Below are 23,844 nucleotides of genomic sequence, written 5' to 3'. Positions count from 1 at the left end.
AATGGCATTTATAGTCTTACATAAATTTAGGTTTTTTATTCCAAAAAATAATTTTCAATAAAAGAATTAGCTAATTGACTTTATTAAGGCTGTTCTTTTAAAATGTCCTTAAAAAAAGTCCTCAAAAAATTAAGGAAGTCAAAAACTTTTAGACTCGTAATACATTGTAAATGATGTTATATTTGAAATATGTTTAGCAACTTACAAATTGAAAACAATAAGAATGCCCTAATTCTATTAGCAATAGCTTCTTCTGTTTTATATTTTATATTCGCCTACGACTTAGTTCGTACTGACTATACTAAGTTACTTTTATTGTATAGCACACTATTCTTATTGTTTTATTCACTTGTTAATTATAACAAAACAAACACTAAGTTGTTAACAGGTTTTGCCTTTGGTTTCCGTGCACTATTTATTTTTGCCATACCGAATCTCTCTCAAGATTTCTACCGATTTATATGGGATGGCAGACTATTGCTTGAAGGTAACAACCCTTATTTATTTAATGTTGCATCCTTTATAAACAACAATGAATTCCAGGTAGCACAAGCCGAAGAATTATTTAAAGGCATGGGTAAGCTAAACGCCAGTCACTTTACCAATTACCCTCCGCTAAATCAACTGTGTTTTTTAATTGCAGCATTATTTGCTAAAACCAATATCTTGGGTTCGGTAGTTGTAATGCGTTTAATAATTATTGCGGCAGATTTTGGGACTTTCTACTTCGGAAAGCAACTTTTAAAGGTTATTAACAAGCCTGTTCATAACATATTTTGGTATTTACTCAACCCGTTTATTATTATTGAATTAACAGGTAATCTTCATTTTGAAGGTGTCATGGTTTTCTTTTTAATCTGGAGTTTATATTTACTTTTCAAAGATCACTGGATCCTGTCTGCTGTTACTTTAGGCTTATCGGTTTCTACTAAACTTATTCCTTTAATATTTTTACCATTATTATTTCAATGGTTTATAATCAGAGAGATTTCAAAAACTAAAGGATTCCTAAAATTAGCAGGATATTATAGTATTTCTGGAGTCGTAATTATCATTAGTTTTCTTCCGTTTATATCTTCCGAATTTGTTAATAACTATGCTCAAACTGTTGGTTTGTGGTTCCAACGATTTGAATTCAATGCAAGTTTATATTACATAGCAAGAGCTATAGGATATACATTTCGAGGTTATAATGAAATTGCCATTATTGGAAAATATATTCCTGTTTTAGTTATTCTATTCGTCTTAATTGTAACCTTTTTTAGAAATAACAGATCCATACCACTACTTATATCTTCAATGCTTTTCGTACTGAGCTTTTATTATTTTACCGCCACAACTGTGCATCCATGGTACATTGCCACACTTTTAATTTTATCGGTGTTTACGACATACAAATTCCCTTTGATATGGAGCTTTGTTATTATTTTAAGTTATTTAGCCTACTCAAATACTGCAGATCAGGAAAACCTTTGGATAATTGCCACAGAATACCTTATTGTCTATGCGGCGTTTACATGCGAAGTTATTTTAAAGAAACCTTTGGGTATAAAAAAGTCTGCCATTATTTAAAATAGCAGACTGTTATCTTTCTTTTATAAGGTAGAAGATTTTAAATTTATTGGATTGGTTTTAAACTTTCCACTCTATAAATTACAGCATCCTCATCTTCATAATCCTCAACAAACGTTATTCTAAACTCTTGATCGATATAACTTTTGTCATTCTTTAAATCGTATTGTTTTAACACTCTTGGATGAACTTCTTCGAACACCAATTCCTCTCCATTTTCAAACCAAAAAGTAAAATACCCTTTTTTGTAAGACTTAAAAACAGCTGTTCTCATTACACATACAATTATTTAGTCGTTATCGTCGTCTTCATCGTCGGTATCAGCAACATCATTTGCTGAATCCTCGTCTTCACCACTATCTTCATCACCGTCTTCAACTTTTACGCTTTCGAAATCTACTTCGGTATCATTATCATCGCTATCATCGTCACCAAAGTCTTCCATTGCTTGTACAAGACGCTTACCAACTTTTACTAAATAAATAGTATCATCGGTACGTACCTCCACCGCCTCAATAATTTCATTTTGAGCATTTCTAAATGAAATCACATCGGAGTCATCATATCCATCAGGAAATTTGTCTACCAGAAGATTTAAGATATCCTGATTCAACTTTTTGTAATCTACAATTTTACGTAACATTTTAATTTTTTGGGTTGGTTATATTATTGATCTAATAAATATGCAAAAATTAACGGCGCAACAATAGTTGCATCACTTTCTATAATAAACTTAGGCGTATCGATATCTAATTTACCCCAAGTAATCTTTTCGTTTGGTACGGCTCCCGAGTAAGAACCATAACTGGTTGTCGAGTCGCTAATCTGGCAGAAATAACTCCAGAATGGCGTATCCGTGCGTTCCATATCCTGATATAACATTGGCACAACACAGATTGGGAAATCCCCAGCGATACCACCACCTATTTGGAAAAACCCTATACCGTTTTCTGAATTATCGGTATACCAGTCTGCTAAAAAAGTCATGTATTCAATACCAGATTTCATAGTACTTGCTTTAAGCTCGCCTTTTAACACATAACTCGCAAAGATGTTACCCATTGTGCTATCTTCCCATCCTGGGCATACAATAGGTAAATTCTTTTCGGCTGCTGCATACATCCAAGAATCTTTTAAATCGATCTCGTAATATTCCTCTAACACACCGGATAATAACATTTTATACATGTACTCATGTGGCAGATAACGCTCACCTTTATCGTCGGCATCTTTCCATATTTCAAAAATATGCTTTTGCAAACGACGGAATGCTTCCTCCTCAGGAATACACGTATCGGTAACACGGTTTAATCCTTGCTCCAATAAATCCCACTCTTCCTTTGGAGTTAAATCTCTATAGTTAGGCACACGCTTATAGTGCGAATGCGCTACTAAATTCATGATATCCTCTTCCAGGTTTGCTCCTGTACAAGAGATGATTTGTACTTTATCCTGACGAATCATTTCAGCAAAACTTTTACCCAATTCGGCAGTACTCATGGCTCCTGCTAACGACACTAACATTTTAGCTCCTGAAGCCAATTGTGCTTCGTAGCCCTTTGCTGCATCGACTAAAGCCGCTGCATTAAAATGCAAATAATGCTTTTCTATAAATTGTGAAATTGGTCCTTTAGTACTCATTTTCTTTATGCTTTAATATGTTTTTACGCTGAAGCATTTCTTGTTTTCAATCACTTCTTCACGTATAAATTTATAACTTAACCTTTTATAATACAATGCTGCTTAAAACAATTCTGAAATTTGTATTCATTCTAAAACATTATTTACCCAACAAACACACATTCCTTTTGTTCTCGAATTTTAGTTATCGTAACCTAAAATCTTAAGCAGATCTTCGCTTTTTTGTTGTTCACTAAATAGTGATGTTGTAATGTTTCCTTCTTCATCTCTATCGATTAGAACATGTTTAGGTGACGGAATTAAACAGTGTTGCAACCCACCAAACCCTCCAATGGTTTCCTGATACGCACCGGTATTAAAGAACCCTAGATAAAGCGGTTTTTCCTTATTATACTTTGGTAAGTAAATCGCATTCATATGCTGTTCACTGTTGTAATAATCGTCACTATCACAGGTTAAACCTCCTAACAACACACGTTCGTAGCTATCGTTCCAACGGTTTATTGGCAACAAGATAAAACGCTTGTTAATCGCCCAGGTATCTGGAAGCGTTGTAATAAATGATGAATTGATCATGTTCCACTTCTCACGGTCATTTTGTTGCTTTTGGTATAGCACTTCGTATATAGCTCCACCACTTTCACCAACTGTAAAGCTTCCAAATTCAGTAAAAATATGTGGCACCGGAACTTCCTCCTCTTCACAAGCTAATTTAATTTGATTGATAATTTCATCAACCATATACTCATAATCGAATTCGAAAGCCAACGAATTTTTAATTGGAAAACCGCCTCCAATATTTAAACTATCTAAAGTCGGACAAATCTTCTTAAGACTTGTATATACCTTTAAACATTTGTGCAGCTCATTCCAGTAATACGCATTATCACGAATACCAGTATTAATAAAAAAGTGCAACATTTTAAGGTTTACTTTTTTATTACCTTGAATCTGATTTTTATAAAAAGGAACAATATTCTTATAGCCAATCCCTAAGCGAGAGGTATAAAACTCAAACTTAGGCTCTTCCTCTGATGCAATTCGAATTCCTACATTAAATTTACCTTCTATTTCCTGAGAAAGTAAATCTAACTCTTCGTAATTATCAATAATTGGAATCGCGTTTTTATGTCCGTTGTTAATAAGTCTGGCAATATTTGTTACATATTGTGAACGTTTAAATCCGTTACTAATTACAAAAGTATCATCGGTAATTTTACCTTCCTTCTTTAAATTTTCAACAATATCAATATCGAAAGCCGACGAGGTTTCTATATGAATATCATTCTTTAAAGCTTCGTTTAAAACGTGCTTAAAGTGCGAGCTTTTTGTACAATAACAATAATGGTATTTCCCTTTATACTTATTGTTTTTTAAAGCCTTGTTAAACCAACCTTTTGCCTTGTTTATATTATTAGAAATTTGAGGCAAATACGTGAATTTTAAAGGTGCTCCATACTCCTCTACCAAGGCCATTAAATCAATATCATGAAACTGTAAGTGTTTTTCTTCCAGTTTAAACTCTTCTTGTGGAAAATCGAATGTTTGATTAATTAAATCGATGTATTTGGTATTCATTATTTTATTTTAAATATTTTAAAAATGAGAATTATAATATAATTCAATATTAAGTCAATATCAAATAAAATATATCAAACCTGTAGTTGAGGATGAGTCGTAGGAATAAAGCCAAACAAATGTTGACTTAAAAAGATGTAATACGCGGAAGCTAGCTCTAAAATTCGGTTACTTAATCTATAAGCTGCTCTTGAAAATGACTTCCTATTGTTCAAAAGCCCGAACATAAAAACAGATTTCAATTGTTCAGCTAATTAGGTTACAAATGAAATACAAAAAAATGAATTTCAAACTCTTTTGAATATTTTTTTTGAATATTTTTTTAACCAATAAACACAAGGCTTTCCAATGAAATCAGCCACTCAGCAAGCTTTCTATTTTAAAATTTCAGCGTTAAAAACCGTCAATTTTAAACAAAAAAAGACCAGTAAATTGAATTTACTGGTCTTAACATTCTTTATTATTGATTCACTAAACCTTACAACATTTGTAAACCATTAAGTTCCTGCTCGGTTAAGTGTTTCCAGTGACCTCTTGGAATATCCTTTTTTGTTAAATGTGCGATAGCCACACAATCTAAACTTACAATATCGTAGTTTAAGTGTTCAAAAATTGTTCGGATAATAGTATTTCCGGTATTCTTAATTTTTAAACCTATCTCTTTTTTCGAAGCGCCGTCAATGTAACTAATCTCTTCTACTGTAATTAGTTTATCATCTATTTTAAATCCGGCTTCAATCTTCTTTAAATCTTCCAGCTTTAAGTTTTTACTTAACTCAATATGGAATAAACGCGGCACTCCATTTTTTGAATTGGTAAACTTATTAACAATAGCTTCATCATTTGTAAATAAGATAAGCCCTTTAGAGTTACGCCCTAAACGACCAATAGGCTTAATTCTTGAACTGGTTGCATTAGCAACCAAATCCATTACAGTTCTTCCTTTTCCTTCACTTGTGGTCGTTGCAAAACCTTTTGGTTTGTTTAATAATACATAGGCTTTTTTCTCAGGATTAATACGTGAACCATCGTAACGTACTTCGTCACCAGGCTTCACTTTATATCCCATTTCAGTAACCACTTTTCCATTTACGGTTACCAAACCAGTTGCAATATGCACATCGGCCTCTCGTCGCGAACACATTCCTGAGTTTGCAACGTATTTATTTAAGCGAATTTCATCTGAATTCGATTTTTGCTGATTTGAGCTTGTTTTTTTCACAGGCGCATTTCCTCTGGCAAAGCTTTTGGTATTAGAATTTCCGGCACCTCTGCTAGAATTTCTATTGGACCCTGTTTGCTGCTTTCTTCCTGAAGGCTTCCCTTTTCTATTTGTCCCTTGATGTCTGCTCATTCGTTATAATTTTTGTGCAAAGATAATCTATAATTCGTTCCTTAGCGAATTAATGTAATTTTATTCAAAACCAGTGAAATATCAATAAGAGGAATACTAAAAACCCCTGCCAGAATAATGAACTTTATTATATTATGAAGTATAAGATACTGCAATTTACTGTTTGATTTCCACAATAGAAACTGAAAAATGATTAATAAAAAGATACTCGCGTAAAAAAAGTAACTCATCTTCCCCACATGAAATTTATTAATCAGCAAATATGCCGGAATCACGGTTAATACTCCCAAAACAGTAAGCATTAGTTTTGAAGCCTTCTCGCCATAAACAATAGGAATGGTTTTATAATCTTGTGCCATATCTCCTTTTATATTTTCCAGATCCTTTGTGAGTTCTCGCATGGAAATCATTAAAAATAAAAACATGGCATGAACAAAAATTACAGGCTCAAAATTCCTGTAATAAATGAATATGACAAAAAACGGGGTAATTGTGAGGATTGCTGATGTTAAATTACCTATGAACGGCAACTTCTTAAGCTTATGCGAATAAAACCAAATACCGAAAATATACACCGAGAAAAACAATACAGCCCTAAACGATACATAACTTGCCAGAATAACTGCTAAGAAATTAAGAACAAAATACAATGAAAGTTTCGTATTCTGACTTACCAATCGATCCAGCATCGATTTTTGAGGCCTGTTAATTAAATCTTTCTCTGAATCGTAAAAATTATTGATAATATACCCTCCGGCAATCGTCATCGCACTCGCCATAACCAGCATAAATAAATTTAAATCGAAAACCACCGATTTCACCGGTAGATGATTTCCTAAAATATAAATACTCGCTAAATACTGGGCAATAACAATAATAAGAATATTGTAGCCACGAACTACAGAAAACATACTAAAAAACTTAATGAGAATATGTTTCTGTCTTCGGTTAAGCATATAATAAAATGTTTATGAGATTCTGAAAAATTTCAGAATGACAGAAGTTTTAGAAGTTATAAACCACTTCCAGTTTATAATCAGATAATGCTGATTTAGCTTTTTCTATATCTTCAGTAAATCCTAAAATATAGCCTCCGCCACCAGAACCACACAGTTTAAGATAATAATCGTTAGTCTCTAGTCCTTTTTTCCAAAGCTCGTGAAATTGTTTTGGAATCATTGGTTTAAAATGACTTAAAACTACTTTAGATAATTGTTTTGTATTTTGGAATAACGATTTCACATCACCCTTTAAGAAATCGTCAACACAGGCGTCGGTATGTTTTATAAACTGATCTTTAAGCATACTACGGAACCCTTCCTGCTTCATATTTTCCATGAAAATGCTAATCATTGGAGCGGTTTCACCAACAATACCACTATCTAATAAAAATACAGCACCTTTTCCGTCTGGTTTTTGAGAAGGAATACCAGTCGCTTCAATATTATCTTTAGAATTGATAAGAATTGGAATGCTTAAATAGCTGTTTAACGGATCTAATCCTGATGATTTACCGTGGAAAAACGACTCCATTTCAGAAAAAATCGATTTTAACTGTAACAGTTTTTCACGCGTTAAATTTTCTAAAACCGTAATTTTATCCTTCGCATAGTTGTAGTAAATCGCAGCCACTAAAGCGCCACTACTTCCAACACCATAACCTTGCGGAATAGAAGAATCGAAGTACATGCCTTCTTCAACATCATTTTTTAAAGCAGCGATATCGAAAGTTACTAACTCCGGATTTATGTTTTCTAAATAATCGGCAAATCGTTTCAAACTTTGATTAGATTGAATAGCCTCTTCTGAAGGATGCTCCGAAACTTTTAGAGCCCCATTATAAAAGTTATAGGGAATTGATAAGCCTTTAGAATCTTTGATGATACCGTACTCACCAAACAATAAAATTTTCGAGTAAAAAAGAGGTCCTTTCATAATTTATATTCAATTAGCTACACGCTTAAAACCAATATTTTAGACAAAGATAAGAATATTATTGTACTTGTTGCGCACCAAAACCTATCTGGTCGCAAATATATTGCTCGTTTTGACAATATCCAACTAACTCGTTCTTTATAAATTCTAGGATTTTTTCTGATTCTTTTTTCGGATATAATACATGTACATTAGCTCCGGCATCTAAAGTAAAGCCAATATGCGCCCCAGTTTCTTTTCTAAAAGCCCAAATTTTATTGATAATTTCCAAAGTGTTTGGTTTCATTAAAATAAAATACGGCATACTGGTCATCATCATAGCGTGCAGTGTTAGAGCTTCACTTTCTATTAAACTGATAAATTCATCCAGATTTCCAGATTCTAAAATGGGTTTTAATTTTTCTAAATTATCGTGCGCCTGCGCAAATCGGTTTTGTGCATACGGATGATTAAACATTAAATTATGACCAACCGTGCTACTCACCTGCTTTTCGCCTTTATCAACCAAAAGAATAGTATCCTGATATTCTTTAAAATTATCGTGAACCGCGTAAGGATATTTCACACCAAATAAATCGCTGCTACCTTTCACAACTTCGTTTTCTCCCCAAACTATTAAATCGCCTTCAATACTTCTACAAGCACTTCCTGAACCTAATCGCGCTAAAAATGATGCTTTTTGATTGAAATATTCTTCTGAAATTTCGTTAGAACTCAACTGCTTTTCAACACTCATTAAACACAACGCCATGGCACTCATCCCACTTGCGGAAGAAGCGATACCCGAACTATGTGGAAAGGTGTTTCGTGTTTCAACTACAAATTTATAATCCTTTAAAAAGGGAACATACGCTTCAACGCGCTTGAAAAATGTTTCGATTTTTGGTTTAAAACCGTCCTTTTTTTCACCATCTAAATACACTTCAAAATCAAAATCAGACGTATCCTCTTTTTTTTCAAAAGTTAAGGTCGTAATGGTTTTACAGTTATTAAGAGTAAAACTAATAGATGGGTTTTCTGGGATTTGATTTTTCTTCTTCCCCCAGTATTTCACTAAGGCAATATTACTTGGCGACTCCCAGGTTACCTTACCTTGCTCTACTGTATTGGTATATGCTTTCGGAATAAATTGTGCTTCGGTCATGTGTTAAGATTCTGCCGACAAAGATAACAACTTTACCATAGTATTATAGTTTCTTGCAGTCGCAATGATGTTCAATTTGCGCTCGAAAAAATTATTATTGAATTTCGTTTTACCATAGCCGTTGGCGCTGTAAAAATAAACACAATTTTCTGTAATAGTAAATTGTTCTTCGGAGGTGCTTAACTGCATAATTTGCTCTGCTAATTCAAGTTTCGGTTTATCAAACAACAACATGAAATAGCTTTTCTTTAACGCCTCTTCTGAAAACGGACTTGCCTCAAAAACAGCTTGAAAATCTTCAAGGGTTTTCACTAAAACCGACACGTCGAAACCGAATTGTTTTAATATCGCTTTTGAAATAGTTTCTGATATCGATTTTTCATCTTTCACATCCGATCGAAAAACCACATTTCCACTTTGAATATATGTTTGTACTCCAGTAAATCCAGCATTAGACAACAAAGTTCTTAACTCTGCCATTGGGATTTTCTTTTGTCCGCTAACGTTTATACCTCGAAGTAATGCGATGAAGGGTTTCATTTTGCTATGGCTTTTGATGCAATATATGCGCCTGTCCAGGCATTTTGAAAGTTAAATCCACCGGTAACAGCATCGATATTTAACACTTCTCCAGCAAAAAACAGATTTTTATGAATTCGGCTTTCAAAAGTTTTAAAATTAATTTCCTTTAAATCGACTCCACCTGCCGTAACAAATTCATCTTTAAAGGTGCTTTTTCCTTCTACATTAAAAACAGCTTTGGTTAATTGTGCTCCCAAAGCCTCCAATTGTTGTTTGTTTAAATCAGCCCAACGGGTTTGCTCATCCATATTTGAGGCCAAGACCATTTGATGCCATAAGCGTTTTGGCAAATCGAATTGCGTCGATTTAAACACGGTTTTCTTGGCTAAATCCTGTTTCAAGACTTTTAACTCATCTAAACAATCTTCAAACGACTGCCTGATAAAATTAATTTCAATTTGAAATTTATAATCCAGTTTTGCCAGCTCCACCGCACCAAATGCAGAAAGCTTTAAAATAGACGGCGCACTCATACCCCAATGCGTAATTAACAACGGGCCTTCACTATATAAATTAGTCCCTAAAACAGAAACCTCAACATAGGAAGCCACAACACCAGGTATGTTTTTTATGCGGCTATCGTTAATATTAAAAGTGAATAACGACGGAACGGGTTGCGAAATAGTATGCCCTAAATTTTCAAGAAGTTTCCAGAATTTCACACTGCTTCCCGTAGCAATTAAAAGGGTTTGACATTGATACGTTTCTTCTTTAGTTTGCACCTCAAATCCTTCATCTGAAGGTTGAATATCCAAAACATTCTGACTGTACAATACCTCAACCTGATGCTTTTTGGCTTCACTTAAAAAACAATCAATAATGGTTTGTGAAGAATTAGATTCCGGAAACATACGTCCGTCATCTTCAATTTTTAAAGGCACGCCGCGTTTTTCAAACCATTCAATAGTATCACCTGTCATAAACTGATGGAAAGGTCCTAAAAGTTCCTTCTCACCACGCGGGTAATTCTTTATTAATTCCTGCGGAATAAATTCGGCATGCGTCACATTACAGCGACCACCACCAGATATTTTCACCTTTTGAAGTCCTTCTTTTGCCTTTTCTAAAATAACGACTTTTAACTCCGGATTCTGCTCAGCGATATTGATTCCCGCAAAAAAACCTGCTGCTCCACCACCAACTATAATAACATCGTATTGTTTCATCTGTTCATACTTATTACCTTTCAAAGGTCAGATGTAATTCACTAAAAATAACCTCGATTGGATTCAAAATTTATTATAGCTCATTTCATATTCTATCTGGATAGTCGGAGATGATACCATCTACGCCATAACTTTTCATTCTGGCAATGGTTTTTTCATCGTTAACCGTCCACGTGTTTACTTTATACCCTTTTTGTTGGGCAAAATTAACGTTCTCACGGGTTAATAAAGCAAAATTGGGATGAATAATTTTTGAATTAATAGTTTCAGCAAATTCAATAGCTTCGGCCACATTGGCTTTCGTTAAAACCGCTAACGGAATTTGCTTACTTAGTTTATAAACATCTTCCAATTCGTGATGTTGAAAACTGGACACAATAAAATCGGAATACTTCCAACCCTTTTCATTGACATAGGTTTCAATAACCTCACAGGTTTTCGCTGCGGTGTGTTTTCCTTTTAATTCAATATTCAACAAACAGCGTTTATCAATCAAATCCAGAACTTCTTCAAGCGTTGGTATTTTATAATGCTCGTTAACGTTGAGTTCTTTCAGTTCTTTTAAAGTCCGTTTACCAATTTCACCCGTTCCGTTGGTCATTCGATCTAAGGTAAAATCATGGAAAACCACCAATTCTCCAGAAGCACACTCATGCACATCTATTTCAATACCATCTACATTAAAACTCAATGCTTTTTGTATCGACTCGATAGTGTTTTCTGCTACATATGCCAAAGCGCCTCGATGTCCCACTTTTAAACCTTTATAATTCATTATTTCTTTTTAATTGGTCGCATTAAACCTTCCTGAGTTACAGATGCCACAAGCTTGCCATCTCTGGTAAAAATATTGCCACGAGCAAAACCACGTGCGTTTGATGTATTGGGTGATTCGATAGAATACAACATCCAATCGTTGAAATCAAAATCTCGGAAATACCACATCGAATGATCTAAACTTGCCGTTTGGGTGTTCCCATAATGCGCTTTACTGGCATGACGATTCATGGCAGCTGCCAGAATATTATAGTCTGATATGTAGGTCAAAATTTGTTGTTTGGTAGCATGATCTAATGATGAAGCATCGCCATTTAACTTAAACCAAACATGTGTAAACGATGGCAAATCTTCTTTATTAAATGGATTTACCACTTCAACCGGTTTAAACTCTATTGGACGCTCAACCTCTATAAAGCTTTTGGTTCTTGAAGGAATAGCATCACCAAACTGATTGAGCATATCTGTCCAACTTAATAATTCTTCAGGTTGCTTAATACCTTTCGGCATCTCAATTTGATGATTATAGCCTTCTTCTTCTTTATGAAAAGACGCCGATAAAATAAAAATGGTGGTACCCTCCTGAGCCGCTGTTACACGACGAACCGAAAAACTTCCTCCATCGCGGACAATGCTTACATTATATTCAATGGGTTTTGTTAAATCTCCAGCCTCTAAAAAATAAGCATGCATAGAATGTAAAATTCGGTCTTTAACATCGGTTCTACTCGCCGCATTAATGGCTTGTGCCAAAACCTGACCACCAAATACATGCGGACTACCTATAGTTACACTATTACCAACAAAAGTTGTATCGCCTGTTTTACCTAATTTTATAAGATCTATTAATTGATTAACCGTTGTCATACACTAATTTTTCCATTGAATCTATAAATCTAATAAATGAAAATAAGCCAACCATATTTTTTAAATACTTAATTTTGCCCAAAATAATTAATCATGCCCTTAAGAATTTTGTTTACCCTTTTTATCTGTTTATTATTTGTTGCTTGCAGCACAGGAAAACTATCTGTTGTTGCTGATATTCCTAATAATTTAAAAGAAGTTTCTGGTAATGAAATCACTACAAATTCTAATCTAATCTGGGTGATTGAAGACGCCGGAAATCGCAACAATGTTTATGGCTTAAACGACAAAGGTTATATTGTAAAAGATATTGATGTTAAAAATGTAAATAACCTGGATTGGGAAGATTTAACCACCGATAAGGAAGGCAACCTTTACATTGGAGATATTGGAAATAATGATAAAAACCGAAAATGGCTAAGCATTTTAAAAATATCAAATCCAGAAGCCATTGAAGATGAAACTACCGCAGAAGTGATAAAATTCAAACTACCTAAAGGTGAAAAACCTAAAGACTTTGAGGCGATGTTTCTTTACAATAATTTTTTCTACTTGTTTAGTAAAGAATCTGGTAAAGCCATTTTAATAAAAGTACCAAACGCTTTAGGAAAACATACCGCTGAAATTCTTACTGAATTTAACCTAAACGGAAAACACAACCTCATTACCTCTGCCGATATTAGCGATGATGGTAAAACCGTAGTTTTACTAAACCATGAAAAAGTATGGATGTTAACAAACTTCACAGACGACAATTTCTTTGGAGGTAAGCTGACTAAACTAACTTTTGAACACGATTCTCAAAAAGAAGGTGTTTGTTTTGAAGACGACAATACCATCTTAATCACTGATGAAAGTAATGACGATTTAGGCAGTAATATTTATAGTTTTGAGTTGAAGCAAAAAAATTAAGTCTGTCAAAATCACTTAAAACTTCATTCCAAAACCGAATGAAAATCGCATACCATCTTCTCCATTAAACAGGTTAAACGTAGCCGAAACAGTTTCGGCAGCTGCCACCCAAAAACCACCTCCATAATCGTTATGCCATTTATTGGAATGATCACCTCTCAACCAAACACGGCCTACATCACCACCTCCAAACACACCTATTTGTAACGGTGCAAATCCGGTTTTAAACGAATTGAAACTGTAACGTAAATCGGCGCTACCTATAAACGAATTACGCCCTGTAAAACGTTGTGTACGATACCCTCTAAATCCATTTTCACCTCCTATATTTGCAGCCTGATAAAATATTAAATCATCCCCAAATCGTAACTGAGTTCGAGCATCGGTTTTTAACACCCATTTTTTATTTACCGATAAGGCATTGTAAAACCCTAAATTAGAATTGATATAACCATAAGTAAACGTCGATTCTTTAAGCTCGGTTTTTCCACCAACTTCGGTTAAAAAGGTCATCCCGCGTGATGGGTTTAACTTTTTATCGAAACTGTTATAGCTATAATTTACTTCGGCACCAGCAAAAAAACGGCGCTCGTAAAAATCAAGATTAATTAACGGTTCAAATTCTGAAATAAATCGATTCGGGGTATCTTGAATTTCAATTCCTTCAAACATTAATTTTGCTCCAAAGGCACTTCCGTAATTTGTAGTCTTGGATAGTCCTATATCAAATCCATAAATTCCTGTTTTTACACGATTGTAATCTAACCCTAAATTATCATCTTTATTTTCGGTCTCGTTTCCATAACCAAAGAAATTATTGGTAAAATTTTCACTGGCAAAAATACCACCTACAGCTAAATTCCATTCACCAAAAACATTTGCAAACTCACCGTTATACCGTATATCATATCCGTCGGTAGCGAAATAATACCCGCCATTAAAACGATGCTGTGTTGAAAACGGATTACGTTTAAACCCTTTGGTTGTTCGGGTAAAAGATACTCCTAACTTCATCCCATCATCAGGATTATAACCTATACCTGGAGCAATAAAATTAGTTCGGATTATGCCTTTTTCGTAATCGAACAAATTCAACGTGTAGATATCGGTTAAATTAATTCCGCCTCCTTTATTTTCCTGGACCGTATTCTTCTTACTCTTGTAATCATAAACTTTAATACCCTTACCGTTTTTTATAATATAAGTATCATTGTTTTGCCCTCCGATTAATCTAGTAAAAATAGGATGTTTTCCCTCTCCAGAAACCTCAAAAATATCTTTATCATCTAATCCATAAACCCAAAGTTCTTTAGTAATGTTTTTATCGAAAATTCTGTCCACTAAAATATCTGCCTTTTTCCCTTTTTTGATTCGTGATATGACAACTCTGGTCTTATAATCATCTACACGAAGCACCTCGATATAATCATCTTTGTCCGTGGCTGTGATAATCACTAATTCGTTTAAATAAGCATAGTAACGACTGGCAATATCCTTAAGATTACCAAGCCTGCCGGTTAACTTTTGTTTTATATCCTGGAGCTGTTCATTTTTAACAGCATCTGGCACATTTTTAAAGGCCCTTTCTATAACGTCATCGGTTATATGTTTCTGAAGAAATTTAGCTTGTTCTAACCACAAATCTTCTTTTGCATTCTGAATTAATACGCGATCTAATTTTATACCTGCATTATTAATCCATTTAATATCTTTTAGCTCGGCATCGTAAACCTGAAGCTGCTTTACCGGGTTGCTAATTTTTTTAAGCAATGTTAACAAACCGCCATCGAAATTTGAAAATGCTTGGTCGCGATCTCTTGGAATTGGCCGATACAGTTTATCTCCATTTTCCTGATTGAATTGTGCCCACCTCCACTGATCCTGATGCCTGTCCCAATCGCCAATAAGCATATCAAACAATCGTGCTCTTATGTATGCCTCTTCATCTATTTTATACTTTTCATCCTTTCTTATTTTGGCAATAATATCATGTGAACTTTCAATATCATCGGCATATCCAAAATTCTTCTTATACGCCTGGTTTTCTTCCGGACGTTCTTCAATCATATACAATTCATCACCATATTCGTCATTGAAATCTCCTAAATATTTATGCTTCGGAATGTAATAAAGTTGAGGGGTGGTATGATATACTTTTGCTGCTTTTGACAGTTCCGGAATAATCTCGAAAGCATAGGGGTGAGCTGCTGTGTAAAAATCAAGAATCAACTCTTCAACTTCGGTCTGCTTAAAATCGTTTTCTATATAAATATCCTTAAATAATACCGCCTGAAGATACTGCGTTGCACTTTTTCGAAGTGCTCTCATATTAAACTGACGACCATCTTTAGTTTGTAATCGTAAAGATCGTGTTTGATGACCACCGCCCTTTCTAACAATTTCCAATCCACCATAAAGGGTATCTAATGTCGCTACCCGGGCTTTGATTTTCGTGCTATATAAATCGCGATAATGATCACCCCAAAACGTTTTGAACGATTGAGAACGATCGGTTTCTTCATCACTGTAAACAGAAACTTCCATCGTTTGCGAGAAGTGCTCATCTAAATCAGACACATCAAACGGCTGATACGGTTTGTAGACTTCCTTTTGATATAATAATTTAGGTTCTCCGTTATTGGACGCATAAAACAACACCCGCGAACTTCCATCTTTAAAAACCTTATAGATCGCAAACCCTTGCTTCCCGTAGGAGAACAAACCATCTTCTCCTAACGCGGCATAAGATTCTTTAGATCCTGCTCCGGAAATAATTTGCTTCACGCCTTCATGTTCTATATACTGCAAAGTATGTTCATGTCCCGAAACAAACACGATATTACCATTATTGATAGACATCGTTTCTATACGTTGCATTAGTTCGTTATACCGCTTATTATAACGATCTTGTGGAGACACCCCGCCTTGCGCACGTAATTGCACCGCTAACGATGCCAAACCAGGAAGTGGAATAGGCTTCTGCATTGGAAACAAATGTTTTGCAGCACCAAACTCGCCACCATGCGCGCCATTTGTAAACATTGGGTGGTGCATGGCAATTACCACAGTTTTACCTTGTGCCTTTTTAATTTCTCCTTCTAATTCATCAAAAAACCGTTCCTCGGTTTTTATCTCACAATCGTCGTTTATTGTTGGATTTTTATTCCAGTTCTCTAAATACCATTGTGTATCTACAATAACCAATTGTACCTTATCACTAACATCGACACTTTCAATTGGACAACCATTTTCCGGTAAAAAAGTGTTTTTCCCAAGTTCTTTTTCAATAAATTTTTCTTCTTCCTTTAATCCAACCAATCGATTTGCATACCAATCGTGATTGCCTGGGATAAAAATAGTTTTGCCTTCAAACCCTTCTACCGCTTGGATTTGCACTATTAAACTTTGTTCCGCTTCGGCTCTTCCTTTTTTGCCCTTTTTAGGCATACCTGCAGGATAAATATTATCACCTAAAAACAAAACAAACTCATTTTTAGTTTCCCTATTTTTTATAAAATTCTGAAATGCTTTAATACCTTCTGAAGCTTCATTATTATACACCAAACCACCATCGCCAATCAAATAAAACGTTGCTTCTACTTCTTTATCAGGAAAATCGATCTTCGTAGAGATTTCATTTTTATATTGCGCTTTTTTTGTTGCACAAGCCGTTAAAATGATGAAACTCACTAAAACTGAAATGGTTTGAAAGTATAACTTCATTAAGGTTATTTTTAAACTATAAAGGTACTAATTTGAGTTACGCTACGTTATAAAAACAAGCTACTTTAAAGATAAACAAACTTCCTAAACTTATCTCACTAAAGATTAATGCCCAAAAGATTGTTTTTATTGAAATTCTCAAATCTCGATTATAGATTAAAATACTGTCTCTTTTAGTTAAATTTAGTAATTTGTACCCGTGTAATCCCAACAGTTTATGTCGCAATTAATAGAAAACACAGAATCGTTTGTTTTTAATTTGTTTAAGTCGCAATTAGACCAAACTTTTTTATATCACAACCTTACACATACTGAGCGTGTTTTAAGAAGCCTACGAGAAATTATAGAGAACTCAGAAATCAGCAAAGAAGATGCTGAAATGCTTCAGTTAGCAGCCCTACTTCACGATACAGGCTATATTAATTCCAGAGAAAATCATGAGGAAGAAAGTGTAAAAATTGCTACTGAATTTTTAACAGACAAAGAAGTAGACCAAACCACTATTGCCGCCATTAATAACTGTATTCTGGCTACTAAATTTGAAGGATCACCAACTACCGAATTAGAAAAAATTATTCGTGATGCCGACTCGTCACACTTTGGCAAACCTTATTTTGATGAGGCCAGCGAGTTTTTAAGAAAAGAACTGGAAATTCAGGGTGTAAAGAATTATTCGGCTTCAGAATGGTTAGATGAAAACATAAAAGTACTAACCAAAAAACACGAATTTTATACTGATTACGCCTTAAAACATTGGCAAAAACAGAAAGAAGATAATCTTGCTAAACTAATTAAGCGAAAGAAAAAGCTAAAAGAACAATTAAATAAAGAAAAACTTAAAGCAAAGTATAAGGCTCAATACAAAAGCGAAAGCCCAGAACGTGGCATTCAAACCTTTTATCGCGTTGCTTTAAGAAATCACATAAAACTGAGTGATATTGCCGATACTAAAGCGAATATTCTGCTTTCGGTAAATGCCATTATCATTTCGTTGGTTTTATCTAATCTATTTTCAAAATTAGATAATCCTAGTAATGCCTTTTTAATTATACCAACAGCCATTTTTACAACCTCCAGTGTCATTTCTATGGTTTTATCCATCATTGCTACGAGACCAAACGTAACACGCGGAGAGTTTACAAAAGAAGATGTAGCTAATAAAAATGTGAACCTGACCTTCTTTGGTAATTTTCATAAAATGGAACTAAACGAATTTGAATGGGCAATTAGCGAACTTCTAAAAGACAAAGACTACGTTTATTCATCACTTACTAAAGACTTATATTTTTTAGGAAAAGTATTGGACCGCAAATACCGTATTTTACGCATTACCTATTCTTGCTTTATGATTGGTATTATCGTATCGGTATTAGCTTTCGCTATCTCGTTTAAATTAATGAATTAAAGTAAATATTGTTTCGCTAGGCCTTGATGGTTTTCATTAAATCTTCGTAAGTATAAAAGTCTTTGGCATTTTCCTGATGCTGGTAAAGAATACTAACACGAATAGCCTTTACCCCTGTAACACCTTGTAAATCCTCTAGCTCAACAATTTCAACGTCGTCATTAAGTAACTTTTTATGCTGCAAGAATTTAATATATTCTAAATACTCTACTTCATCTTCCTTTTGAGAGTAGATGATGGTTATTTTTCCTTTTTCTGTAACGCGTTGTCCGGTTCCTTTTATAACCGCTTTATCTACGCGTTTCTTAACCACTTCATAACGCGCATTGTAAGTTCCATCAACATCAAACTGCTTCTCATCCATTCTGAAGCTAATAGTTAATGGCTGATTAAAGACTAGAATCATGGAAGCAACATCCAGCGACACAGGATACACATGACGATTCTGATAGTATTCGTTTTCCATCTCGCACATAACCTGTAACTGCCATAACCTTAAATTGTAAAGGTAAATAGTATTAAAACTTTCCTCTTTGGTTATAGCCTCACCAATATACATATTATGCTCTACCCCGTCTGTTTTAAAACGCTCGAAATAATGCGGATACATTTTTTGGGCATCCTTCTGTTTCTCATCCAAAACAGAAGCCATGTTTTTATTAATCAGTGCTATGGTTTTATCGAAATCTTTTCGGTAATGATATACCACATTTAAATTCGGATCTACCTTGCTAAAATAATCTTGTATGGCTTCGCGATAGGCTTCCTTTTTTACCATAAAAAACTTAAACAACGGCTCTATTTCCTGTTTAAAGAAATTAGCTATTTGTTGTTCACTATCTACCTTAAAATCTTCTTGCAGCAAGTTTCTGTAGCTATCAATTTGATATTTCAATTGTTCGTAAATCGGTAAGGTTTCATCTTCAAGCACATCATGAATAATACGATTCACCAAAGTTAATTGCAACTCTAAATCTCTTTTTGTAGCCAGATTTCTCACTTCAGAAGATCCTTTTACATCAATTTGACCGAACAGCGGATAGACATTTTCAAAACTGATTTTGCTGAATATAGCATTACTACCAACATCCTGTTTATCTTTTAAAAACTGACGTGCAGCATTTTCAAATTTCCAGGACACACTGGAATGGATTGAGGTACATTCCTGTTGAATAACAGCTTCGATTAAGTTTTCATATTCACGTTTAGAACGTTTTACCGCCGACAAAATAAACGGCATAACATCTACCAGTTTATTGGCGTTAACGCTATTTAAAATTTTAGGTGTTTTCGATACAATCTCTAAAATCCCCAACAGCTCATTTTTATCTGAAATTGGCGCAAAAATAGCACTCTTAATGCCCTGTTCTTTTAAAATTCTGAACTGTGCTACTTTACCTTCTGACATTTTAAAATACTTGTCAACATCAGAAATAGAATAAGATGTATTTTTATTGATTAACGATTTATACGATGCCTCACATAATATGGTCTTACATGGCGATTCTTCAACATCTTTCAACAAGAAACTTTGTACACCTTGTTCATGTACACAGTCGAAGCTGTCTTCGGTTTTATTATAAATAGAAAAACCAACCTGCAAGTCTTTAATTCCAAATAAGGATTGAAATATGGTTTGAAAATCAGCCATATTTTCCTTTTTCTGGATTTTATTTTCAGCTATAAAAGTCGATTTCATGTTAGATATAGACTGATCGTCGGTTACATCGAACATATTTGAAATTACAAAACCTCTGAACAAATAGCTTTTAGGCGGAAATTTAGATTTCCACAATTCAATATCATTAAAATTATCGATTAATTCATTGAAATCATCTGGTGTTATTTTTATAGCCTTTTCAGTTGGAATAATTTCAATAAAATCGGCATTGTAAGCTATTTTATAATAACGCATTACACCATTTGCATCCGGTATTTCGTATAAAATAGGACGTTTAAAACTTAAATTATACCCGTAACAAGTATTTAAAATTACTGCACAAGCCATGATATAAACATCATTCTCGGGCATGCTTTTCATTTTCAACTGAAATCCTTCACCTGCTTCTTCAATTATTTTAGTAAATCGATTGGAGGCATTAAACACAACATCTTTAAACGGCATCGAAGCTGTTTTAATCTCATTGTTACTTAATATTTCACTAAACGAATCCTGTAAAATAAATTTGATTTCTTTTTTGTAGGTGTCAAAATAAGCAGGATCGCTAAACCCTTCTCTTAAAATAGGATGCGGTTTTTGTACCTCTAAAACTTTACGAGCCTTAGATGCAATAAAATCGTCATCACTTGTTGATAAGCGCTCATAATGTTCAATAAGTTTATTAAAACTTATTCTTAGATCGAACGGTGACGGTGTATTTTCATTGATATCTATCATAGCTTTTACAGATGCTGCAAAGTTACAAATTAAGAACTACAGGATAACATGGAACACCCAACTTTATGTCGCGCCCATTCCGGACGTTTAGCAAACCATTTTTCCATATTGGGCTGCTCGGCATAAGGTTGTTTTAACAGTTGAAATAATTCATCAATTAACGAATAATTTCCATTATCGGCGGCATCTATAGCTAATTGTGCCATATAATTACGAAGCACATATTTAGGGTTAACCGCATTCATTTTTTCTTTTCGACTTTCATCTGAAATGCTTTCCTGTTGTAATCGGTCTGCATAACGCTGAAACCACGCCTGCCATCTGTTAATCACTTCGCCAGTTAATTCTTCTGACTTGTAAAAAGCATCCTCTACTATTTGGGTGCCTTCTAAATAATTTTCCTTTTTAAACTGACTTAGGTTTCTAAAGAAAATGGTCATATCGGTTTCTATTAACAACAGGTTATCTTCAAGATCCTGAATTAAGGATTTATCGAAAACATCTTCCGTTTCTAAACCAAGTTTACTTCGCATCATTTCGAAAGATTTCTTGTCAAAATCTACTTTATACGCATCTAAAATATCTTCTAACGGCTCAGCTTCTTCAATCAACGGATAAAGTGCGTTTGCCAACTTAAAGAGATTCCAAAGCCCAATATTTGGCTGATTGCCGTAACGGTAGCGTTTATGTTCTCTATCCGTTGTATTTGGTGTCCAGCCATAATCGAAACCCTCCAACCAACCATAAGGCCCGTAATCTATGGTTAAACCTAAAATGGACATATTATCAGTATTCATGACTCCATGCACAAAACCAACACGTTGCCAGTGGATAATCATATCTAAGGTACGATTCGTTACTTGTTTAAAAAAAGCCAGATAGGTTTCTTTACTTGGTTCACCTAATTCGGGATAATATTCTTTTATGGTGAAGTCGACCAGTTTTTTTAAATTTTCAACATCTTGACGAGCAGCAAAAATTTCGAAGTTCCCAAAACGTAAAAAGCTTGGTGCTACGCGTGTAACGATTGCTCCTTTTTCGTAAGCAGAATTTCCATTATACAACATATCACGTAGTACCTGATCACCAGATAAGGCTAACGATAACGCTCGTGTTGTTGGTACACCCAAATAATGCATAGCTTCACTACATAAATACTCACGGATTGACGAACGCAACACCGCCAAACCATCGGCTGTTCTGGAATATGGTGTTTCCCCAGCACCTTTAAGTTGCACTGCCCATCTTTTGTTATTATGATTAACCTCAAATAAATTTATTGCTCGTCCATCCCCTAATTGACCTGCCCAATTCCCAAATTGATGTCCGCCGTAACACATTGCGTAAGGCTTGGTATTTTGGTACACTTCATTTCCTGTGAACACTTTTAAAAAGGTATCACTTTCGCTATCTTCTTTCGACAACCCTAACTGCTCCAACATGGCTTCAGACACATGAAGCAACTTAGGTTTTGCAGTTTGTTTGGGCGTTACAAACGAATAGCAAGCCTGTTCTACCTGACGCCTCGTATTTTCCTTTACAGCATCGGCAGGTAAGCTATCTATGAATGTATTATCAAAATTTAGGTTCATTTTTATTTTAATTTTTCGGCATGCATTTTTCTAAGCTTTGCCAATTTAGGTGTGATTACGGCCGCACAATACATTTGTTCTTTATTATTTGCGTAATAATCTTGATGATAATCTTCAGCTTCATAAAAGATGCCTAACGGACTTATTTCTGTTACAATAGGATTGTCGTAATACTGAGCTATTTCTTCTACCACAACCTCGGCAACATCTTTCTGAAAGTCGTTGTGATAATAAATTACAGAACGGTATTGCGTTCCTACATCAGCACCTTGGCGATTTAATGTTGTTGGATCGTGACTCGTCATGAATACAAGTAACAAATCTTCAAACGATACTACATTAGCATCATAGGTTATTTGAACCACCTCGGCGTGACCCGTTAACCCAGAACACACTTCGCGGTAGGTTGGTTTTCCAGGTGCCGTTCCGCCGGTATAGCCGGAAACCACTTTTTCAACACCTTTTATTTCATTAAAAACAGCTTCGACACACCAAAAGCAGCCACCACCCACAGTCATTAATTGTAATGTTTTTTCTTCCATTAATTTTCTTCTTCAACAGTTTGTAATGTTAATGATTCTGAGTTGACACAGTAACGCAAACCGCTTGGTTCTGGTCCATCAGGAAACACATGACCTAAATGTGCATCGCAGGTATTACACATAATTTCTACGCGAACCATTCCGAATGACACATCCTTATCATACTTCACTGCATTGGGCTTAATAGGCTGTGTAAAACTAGGCCATCCTGTACCTGAACTGAATTTTATTGTCGAATCGAATAAAGGTGTATCACAGCAAATGCAATTATATTTACCTTCTTCATACGAAGAACACAACGCTCCTGTATGTGGTGCCTCCGTTCCTTTATGTCGCGTAATTCGAAATTGTTCCGGCGTTAATTGTGCTTTCCAAGCTTCTTCAGTTTTTTCAACTCTGGTATCTGGTTCTGGATTACCATTAACCGCAAAATTTATAATGTCTTTCCAAGTCAACATAGGCTTGATATCTTTCTTTTATATTAATTTTCGTCAAAGTTAAAGAATAGTCGATAGAACATTGGTTTCCTTTCAACTATTAGCTATTTACAATTTAATGATAAATACAGATATTCTCTCCCAAGAGCATGTTAAACTCTATATAACGAAAAAACCACCGAGAGCAAACTCTCAGTGGTTTTTAAATCCTTTAAAGAT

The 23,844-nt window shown here is 34.6% G+C and carries 20 protein-coding genes; 3 read left to right on the top strand and 17 right to left on the bottom strand.

Going from position 1 to position 23,844, the window contains the following annotated elements:
* Positions 1 to 189 precede the first annotated feature (189 nt).
* Positions 190 to 1,572, top strand: a complete 1,383-nt coding sequence (locus ICJ85_RS07285) for a mannosyltransferase (RefSeq protein ID WP_188223105.1) — start codon at positions 190 to 192, stop codon at positions 1,570 to 1,572.
* Between the two features lie 46 nt (positions 1,573 to 1,618).
* Here ICJ85_RS07285 and ICJ85_RS07280 read toward each other — a convergent pair whose 3' ends face one another.
* The 12 genes from ICJ85_RS07280 to ICJ85_RS07225 all read right to left on the bottom strand — a co-directional run bounded on the left by ICJ85_RS07280 (position 1,619) and on the right by ICJ85_RS07225 (position 12,616).
* Positions 1,619 to 1,846 carry a hypothetical protein gene (locus ICJ85_RS07280; protein ID WP_188223104.1) on the bottom strand — a complete coding sequence of 76 codons (228 nt, stop codon included), beginning with the start codon at positions 1,844 to 1,846 and terminating at the stop codon, positions 1,619 to 1,621.
* A 15-nt stretch (positions 1,847 to 1,861) separates the two neighbouring features.
* Complete coding sequence (locus ICJ85_RS07275) at positions 1,862 to 2,215, bottom strand: hypothetical protein (protein ID WP_188223103.1); 354 nt, start codon at positions 2,213 to 2,215, stop codon at positions 1,862 to 1,864.
* Between the two features lie 23 nt (positions 2,216 to 2,238).
* On the bottom strand, positions 2,239 to 3,213 hold the full coding sequence (locus ICJ85_RS07270; RefSeq protein WP_188223102.1) for a deoxyhypusine synthase family protein: 975 nt from the start codon (positions 3,211 to 3,213) through the stop codon (positions 2,239 to 2,241).
* A gap of 180 nt (positions 3,214 to 3,393) precedes the next feature.
* The gene (locus tag ICJ85_RS07265) at positions 3,394 to 4,791 is read right to left on the bottom strand and encodes a type III PLP-dependent enzyme domain-containing protein (protein ID WP_188223101.1); all 1,398 of its coding nucleotides are present in this window, start codon (positions 4,789 to 4,791) and stop codon (positions 3,394 to 3,396) included.
* 478 nt (positions 4,792 to 5,269) lie between these two features.
* Entirely contained in the window at positions 5,270 to 6,145 is an 876-nt protein-coding gene (locus ICJ85_RS07260; RefSeq protein WP_188223100.1) for a pseudouridine synthase, read from the bottom strand.
* A 41-nt stretch (positions 6,146 to 6,186) separates the two neighbouring features.
* Positions 6,187 to 7,101, bottom strand: coding sequence for a geranylgeranylglycerol-phosphate geranylgeranyltransferase (locus ICJ85_RS07255; RefSeq protein ID WP_188223099.1), 915 nt, complete (start codon positions 7,099 to 7,101; stop codon positions 6,187 to 6,189).
* Between the two features lie 49 nt (positions 7,102 to 7,150).
* Positions 7,151 to 8,080, bottom strand: coding sequence for a mevalonate kinase family protein (locus ICJ85_RS07250; RefSeq protein ID WP_188223098.1), 930 nt, complete (start codon positions 8,078 to 8,080; stop codon positions 7,151 to 7,153).
* 58 nt (positions 8,081 to 8,138) lie between these two features.
* Positions 8,139 to 9,224, bottom strand: coding sequence for a diphosphomevalonate/mevalonate 3,5-bisphosphate decarboxylase family protein (locus ICJ85_RS07245; protein ID WP_188223097.1), 1,086 nt, complete (start codon positions 9,222 to 9,224; stop codon positions 8,139 to 8,141).
* Between the two features lie 3 nt (positions 9,225 to 9,227).
* Positions 9,228 to 9,764 carry a DUF1697 domain-containing protein gene (locus ICJ85_RS07240; RefSeq protein WP_188223096.1) on the bottom strand — a complete coding sequence of 179 codons (537 nt, stop codon included), beginning with the start codon at positions 9,762 to 9,764 and terminating at the stop codon, positions 9,228 to 9,230.
* Positions 9,761 to 10,972, bottom strand: a complete 1,212-nt coding sequence (locus ICJ85_RS07235) for a BaiN/RdsA family NAD(P)/FAD-dependent oxidoreductase (RefSeq protein ID WP_188223095.1) — start codon at positions 10,970 to 10,972, stop codon at positions 9,761 to 9,763. The genes ICJ85_RS07240 and ICJ85_RS07235 overlap by 4 nt, the downstream gene beginning before the upstream one ends.
* An 85-nt stretch (positions 10,973 to 11,057) precedes the next feature.
* Positions 11,058 to 11,747 carry a glycerophosphodiester phosphodiesterase gene (locus ICJ85_RS07230; RefSeq protein WP_188223094.1) on the bottom strand — a complete coding sequence of 230 codons (690 nt, stop codon included), beginning with the start codon at positions 11,745 to 11,747 and terminating at the stop codon, positions 11,058 to 11,060.
* A complete protein-coding gene (locus ICJ85_RS07225) occupies positions 11,747 to 12,616 on the bottom strand; it encodes an acyl-CoA thioesterase (protein ID WP_188223093.1) in 870 nt (289 codons plus the stop codon). Before ICJ85_RS07225 ends, ICJ85_RS07230 begins: the two co-directional genes overlap by 1 nt.
* A 93-nt stretch (positions 12,617 to 12,709) precedes the next feature.
* Between ICJ85_RS07225 and ICJ85_RS07220 the strand changes: the two genes are divergently transcribed.
* Entirely contained in the window at positions 12,710 to 13,528 is an 819-nt protein-coding gene (locus ICJ85_RS07220; RefSeq protein ID WP_188223092.1) for a hypothetical protein, read from the top strand.
* A gap of 15 nt (positions 13,529 to 13,543) precedes the next feature.
* On the opposite strand, the gene ICJ85_RS07215 is transcribed toward ICJ85_RS07220, so the two are convergent.
* Positions 13,544 to 17,251, bottom strand: coding sequence for a metallophosphoesterase (locus tag ICJ85_RS07215; protein ID WP_188223091.1), 3,708 nt, complete (start codon positions 17,249 to 17,251; stop codon positions 13,544 to 13,546).
* Positions 17,252 to 17,468: 217 nt separating this feature from the next.
* Here ICJ85_RS07215 and ICJ85_RS07210 point away from each other — a divergent pair, with 217 nt between their 5' ends.
* On the top strand, positions 17,469 to 18,656 hold the full coding sequence (locus tag ICJ85_RS07210; RefSeq protein ID WP_188223090.1) for a Pycsar system effector family protein: 1,188 nt from the start codon (positions 17,469 to 17,471) through the stop codon (positions 18,654 to 18,656).
* 16 nt (positions 18,657 to 18,672) lie between these two features.
* Here the strand turns inward: ICJ85_RS07210 and ICJ85_RS07205 are convergent, their stop codons facing one another.
* Genes ICJ85_RS07205 through msrB form a run of 4 tightly spaced genes read right to left on the bottom strand, consistent with a single transcriptional unit; the run spans position 18,673 to position 23,646 of the window.
* Positions 18,673 to 21,054 carry a GAF domain-containing protein gene (locus ICJ85_RS07205; protein ID WP_188223089.1) on the bottom strand — a complete coding sequence of 794 codons (2,382 nt, stop codon included), beginning with the start codon at positions 21,052 to 21,054 and terminating at the stop codon, positions 18,673 to 18,675.
* Between the two features lie 29 nt (positions 21,055 to 21,083).
* Positions 21,084 to 22,646 (bottom strand): protein adenylyltransferase SelO, encoded by a 1,563-nt coding sequence (locus ICJ85_RS07200; protein WP_188223088.1) that lies wholly within the window; start codon positions 22,644 to 22,646, stop codon positions 21,084 to 21,086.
* A gap of 2 nt (positions 22,647 to 22,648) precedes the next feature.
* Positions 22,649 to 23,188 (bottom strand): peptide-methionine (S)-S-oxide reductase MsrA, encoded by a 540-nt coding sequence (msrA, locus tag ICJ85_RS07195; protein ID WP_188223087.1) that lies wholly within the window; start codon positions 23,186 to 23,188, stop codon positions 22,649 to 22,651.
* Positions 23,188 to 23,646 (bottom strand): peptide-methionine (R)-S-oxide reductase MsrB, encoded by a 459-nt coding sequence (msrB, locus tag ICJ85_RS07190; protein WP_188223086.1) that lies wholly within the window; start codon positions 23,644 to 23,646, stop codon positions 23,188 to 23,190. The genes msrA and msrB overlap by 1 nt, the downstream gene beginning before the upstream one ends.
* Positions 23,647 to 23,844 lie beyond the last annotated feature (198 nt).

The organism is Aestuariibaculum marinum (genome assembly GCF_014596975.1).
GTDB lineage: Bacteria > Bacteroidota > Bacteroidia > Flavobacteriales > Flavobacteriaceae > Aestuariibaculum > Aestuariibaculum marinum.
The sequence above is the reverse complement of the archived record's forward strand: the minus strand, read 5'-3'. Positions and strand labels throughout refer to the sequence as shown.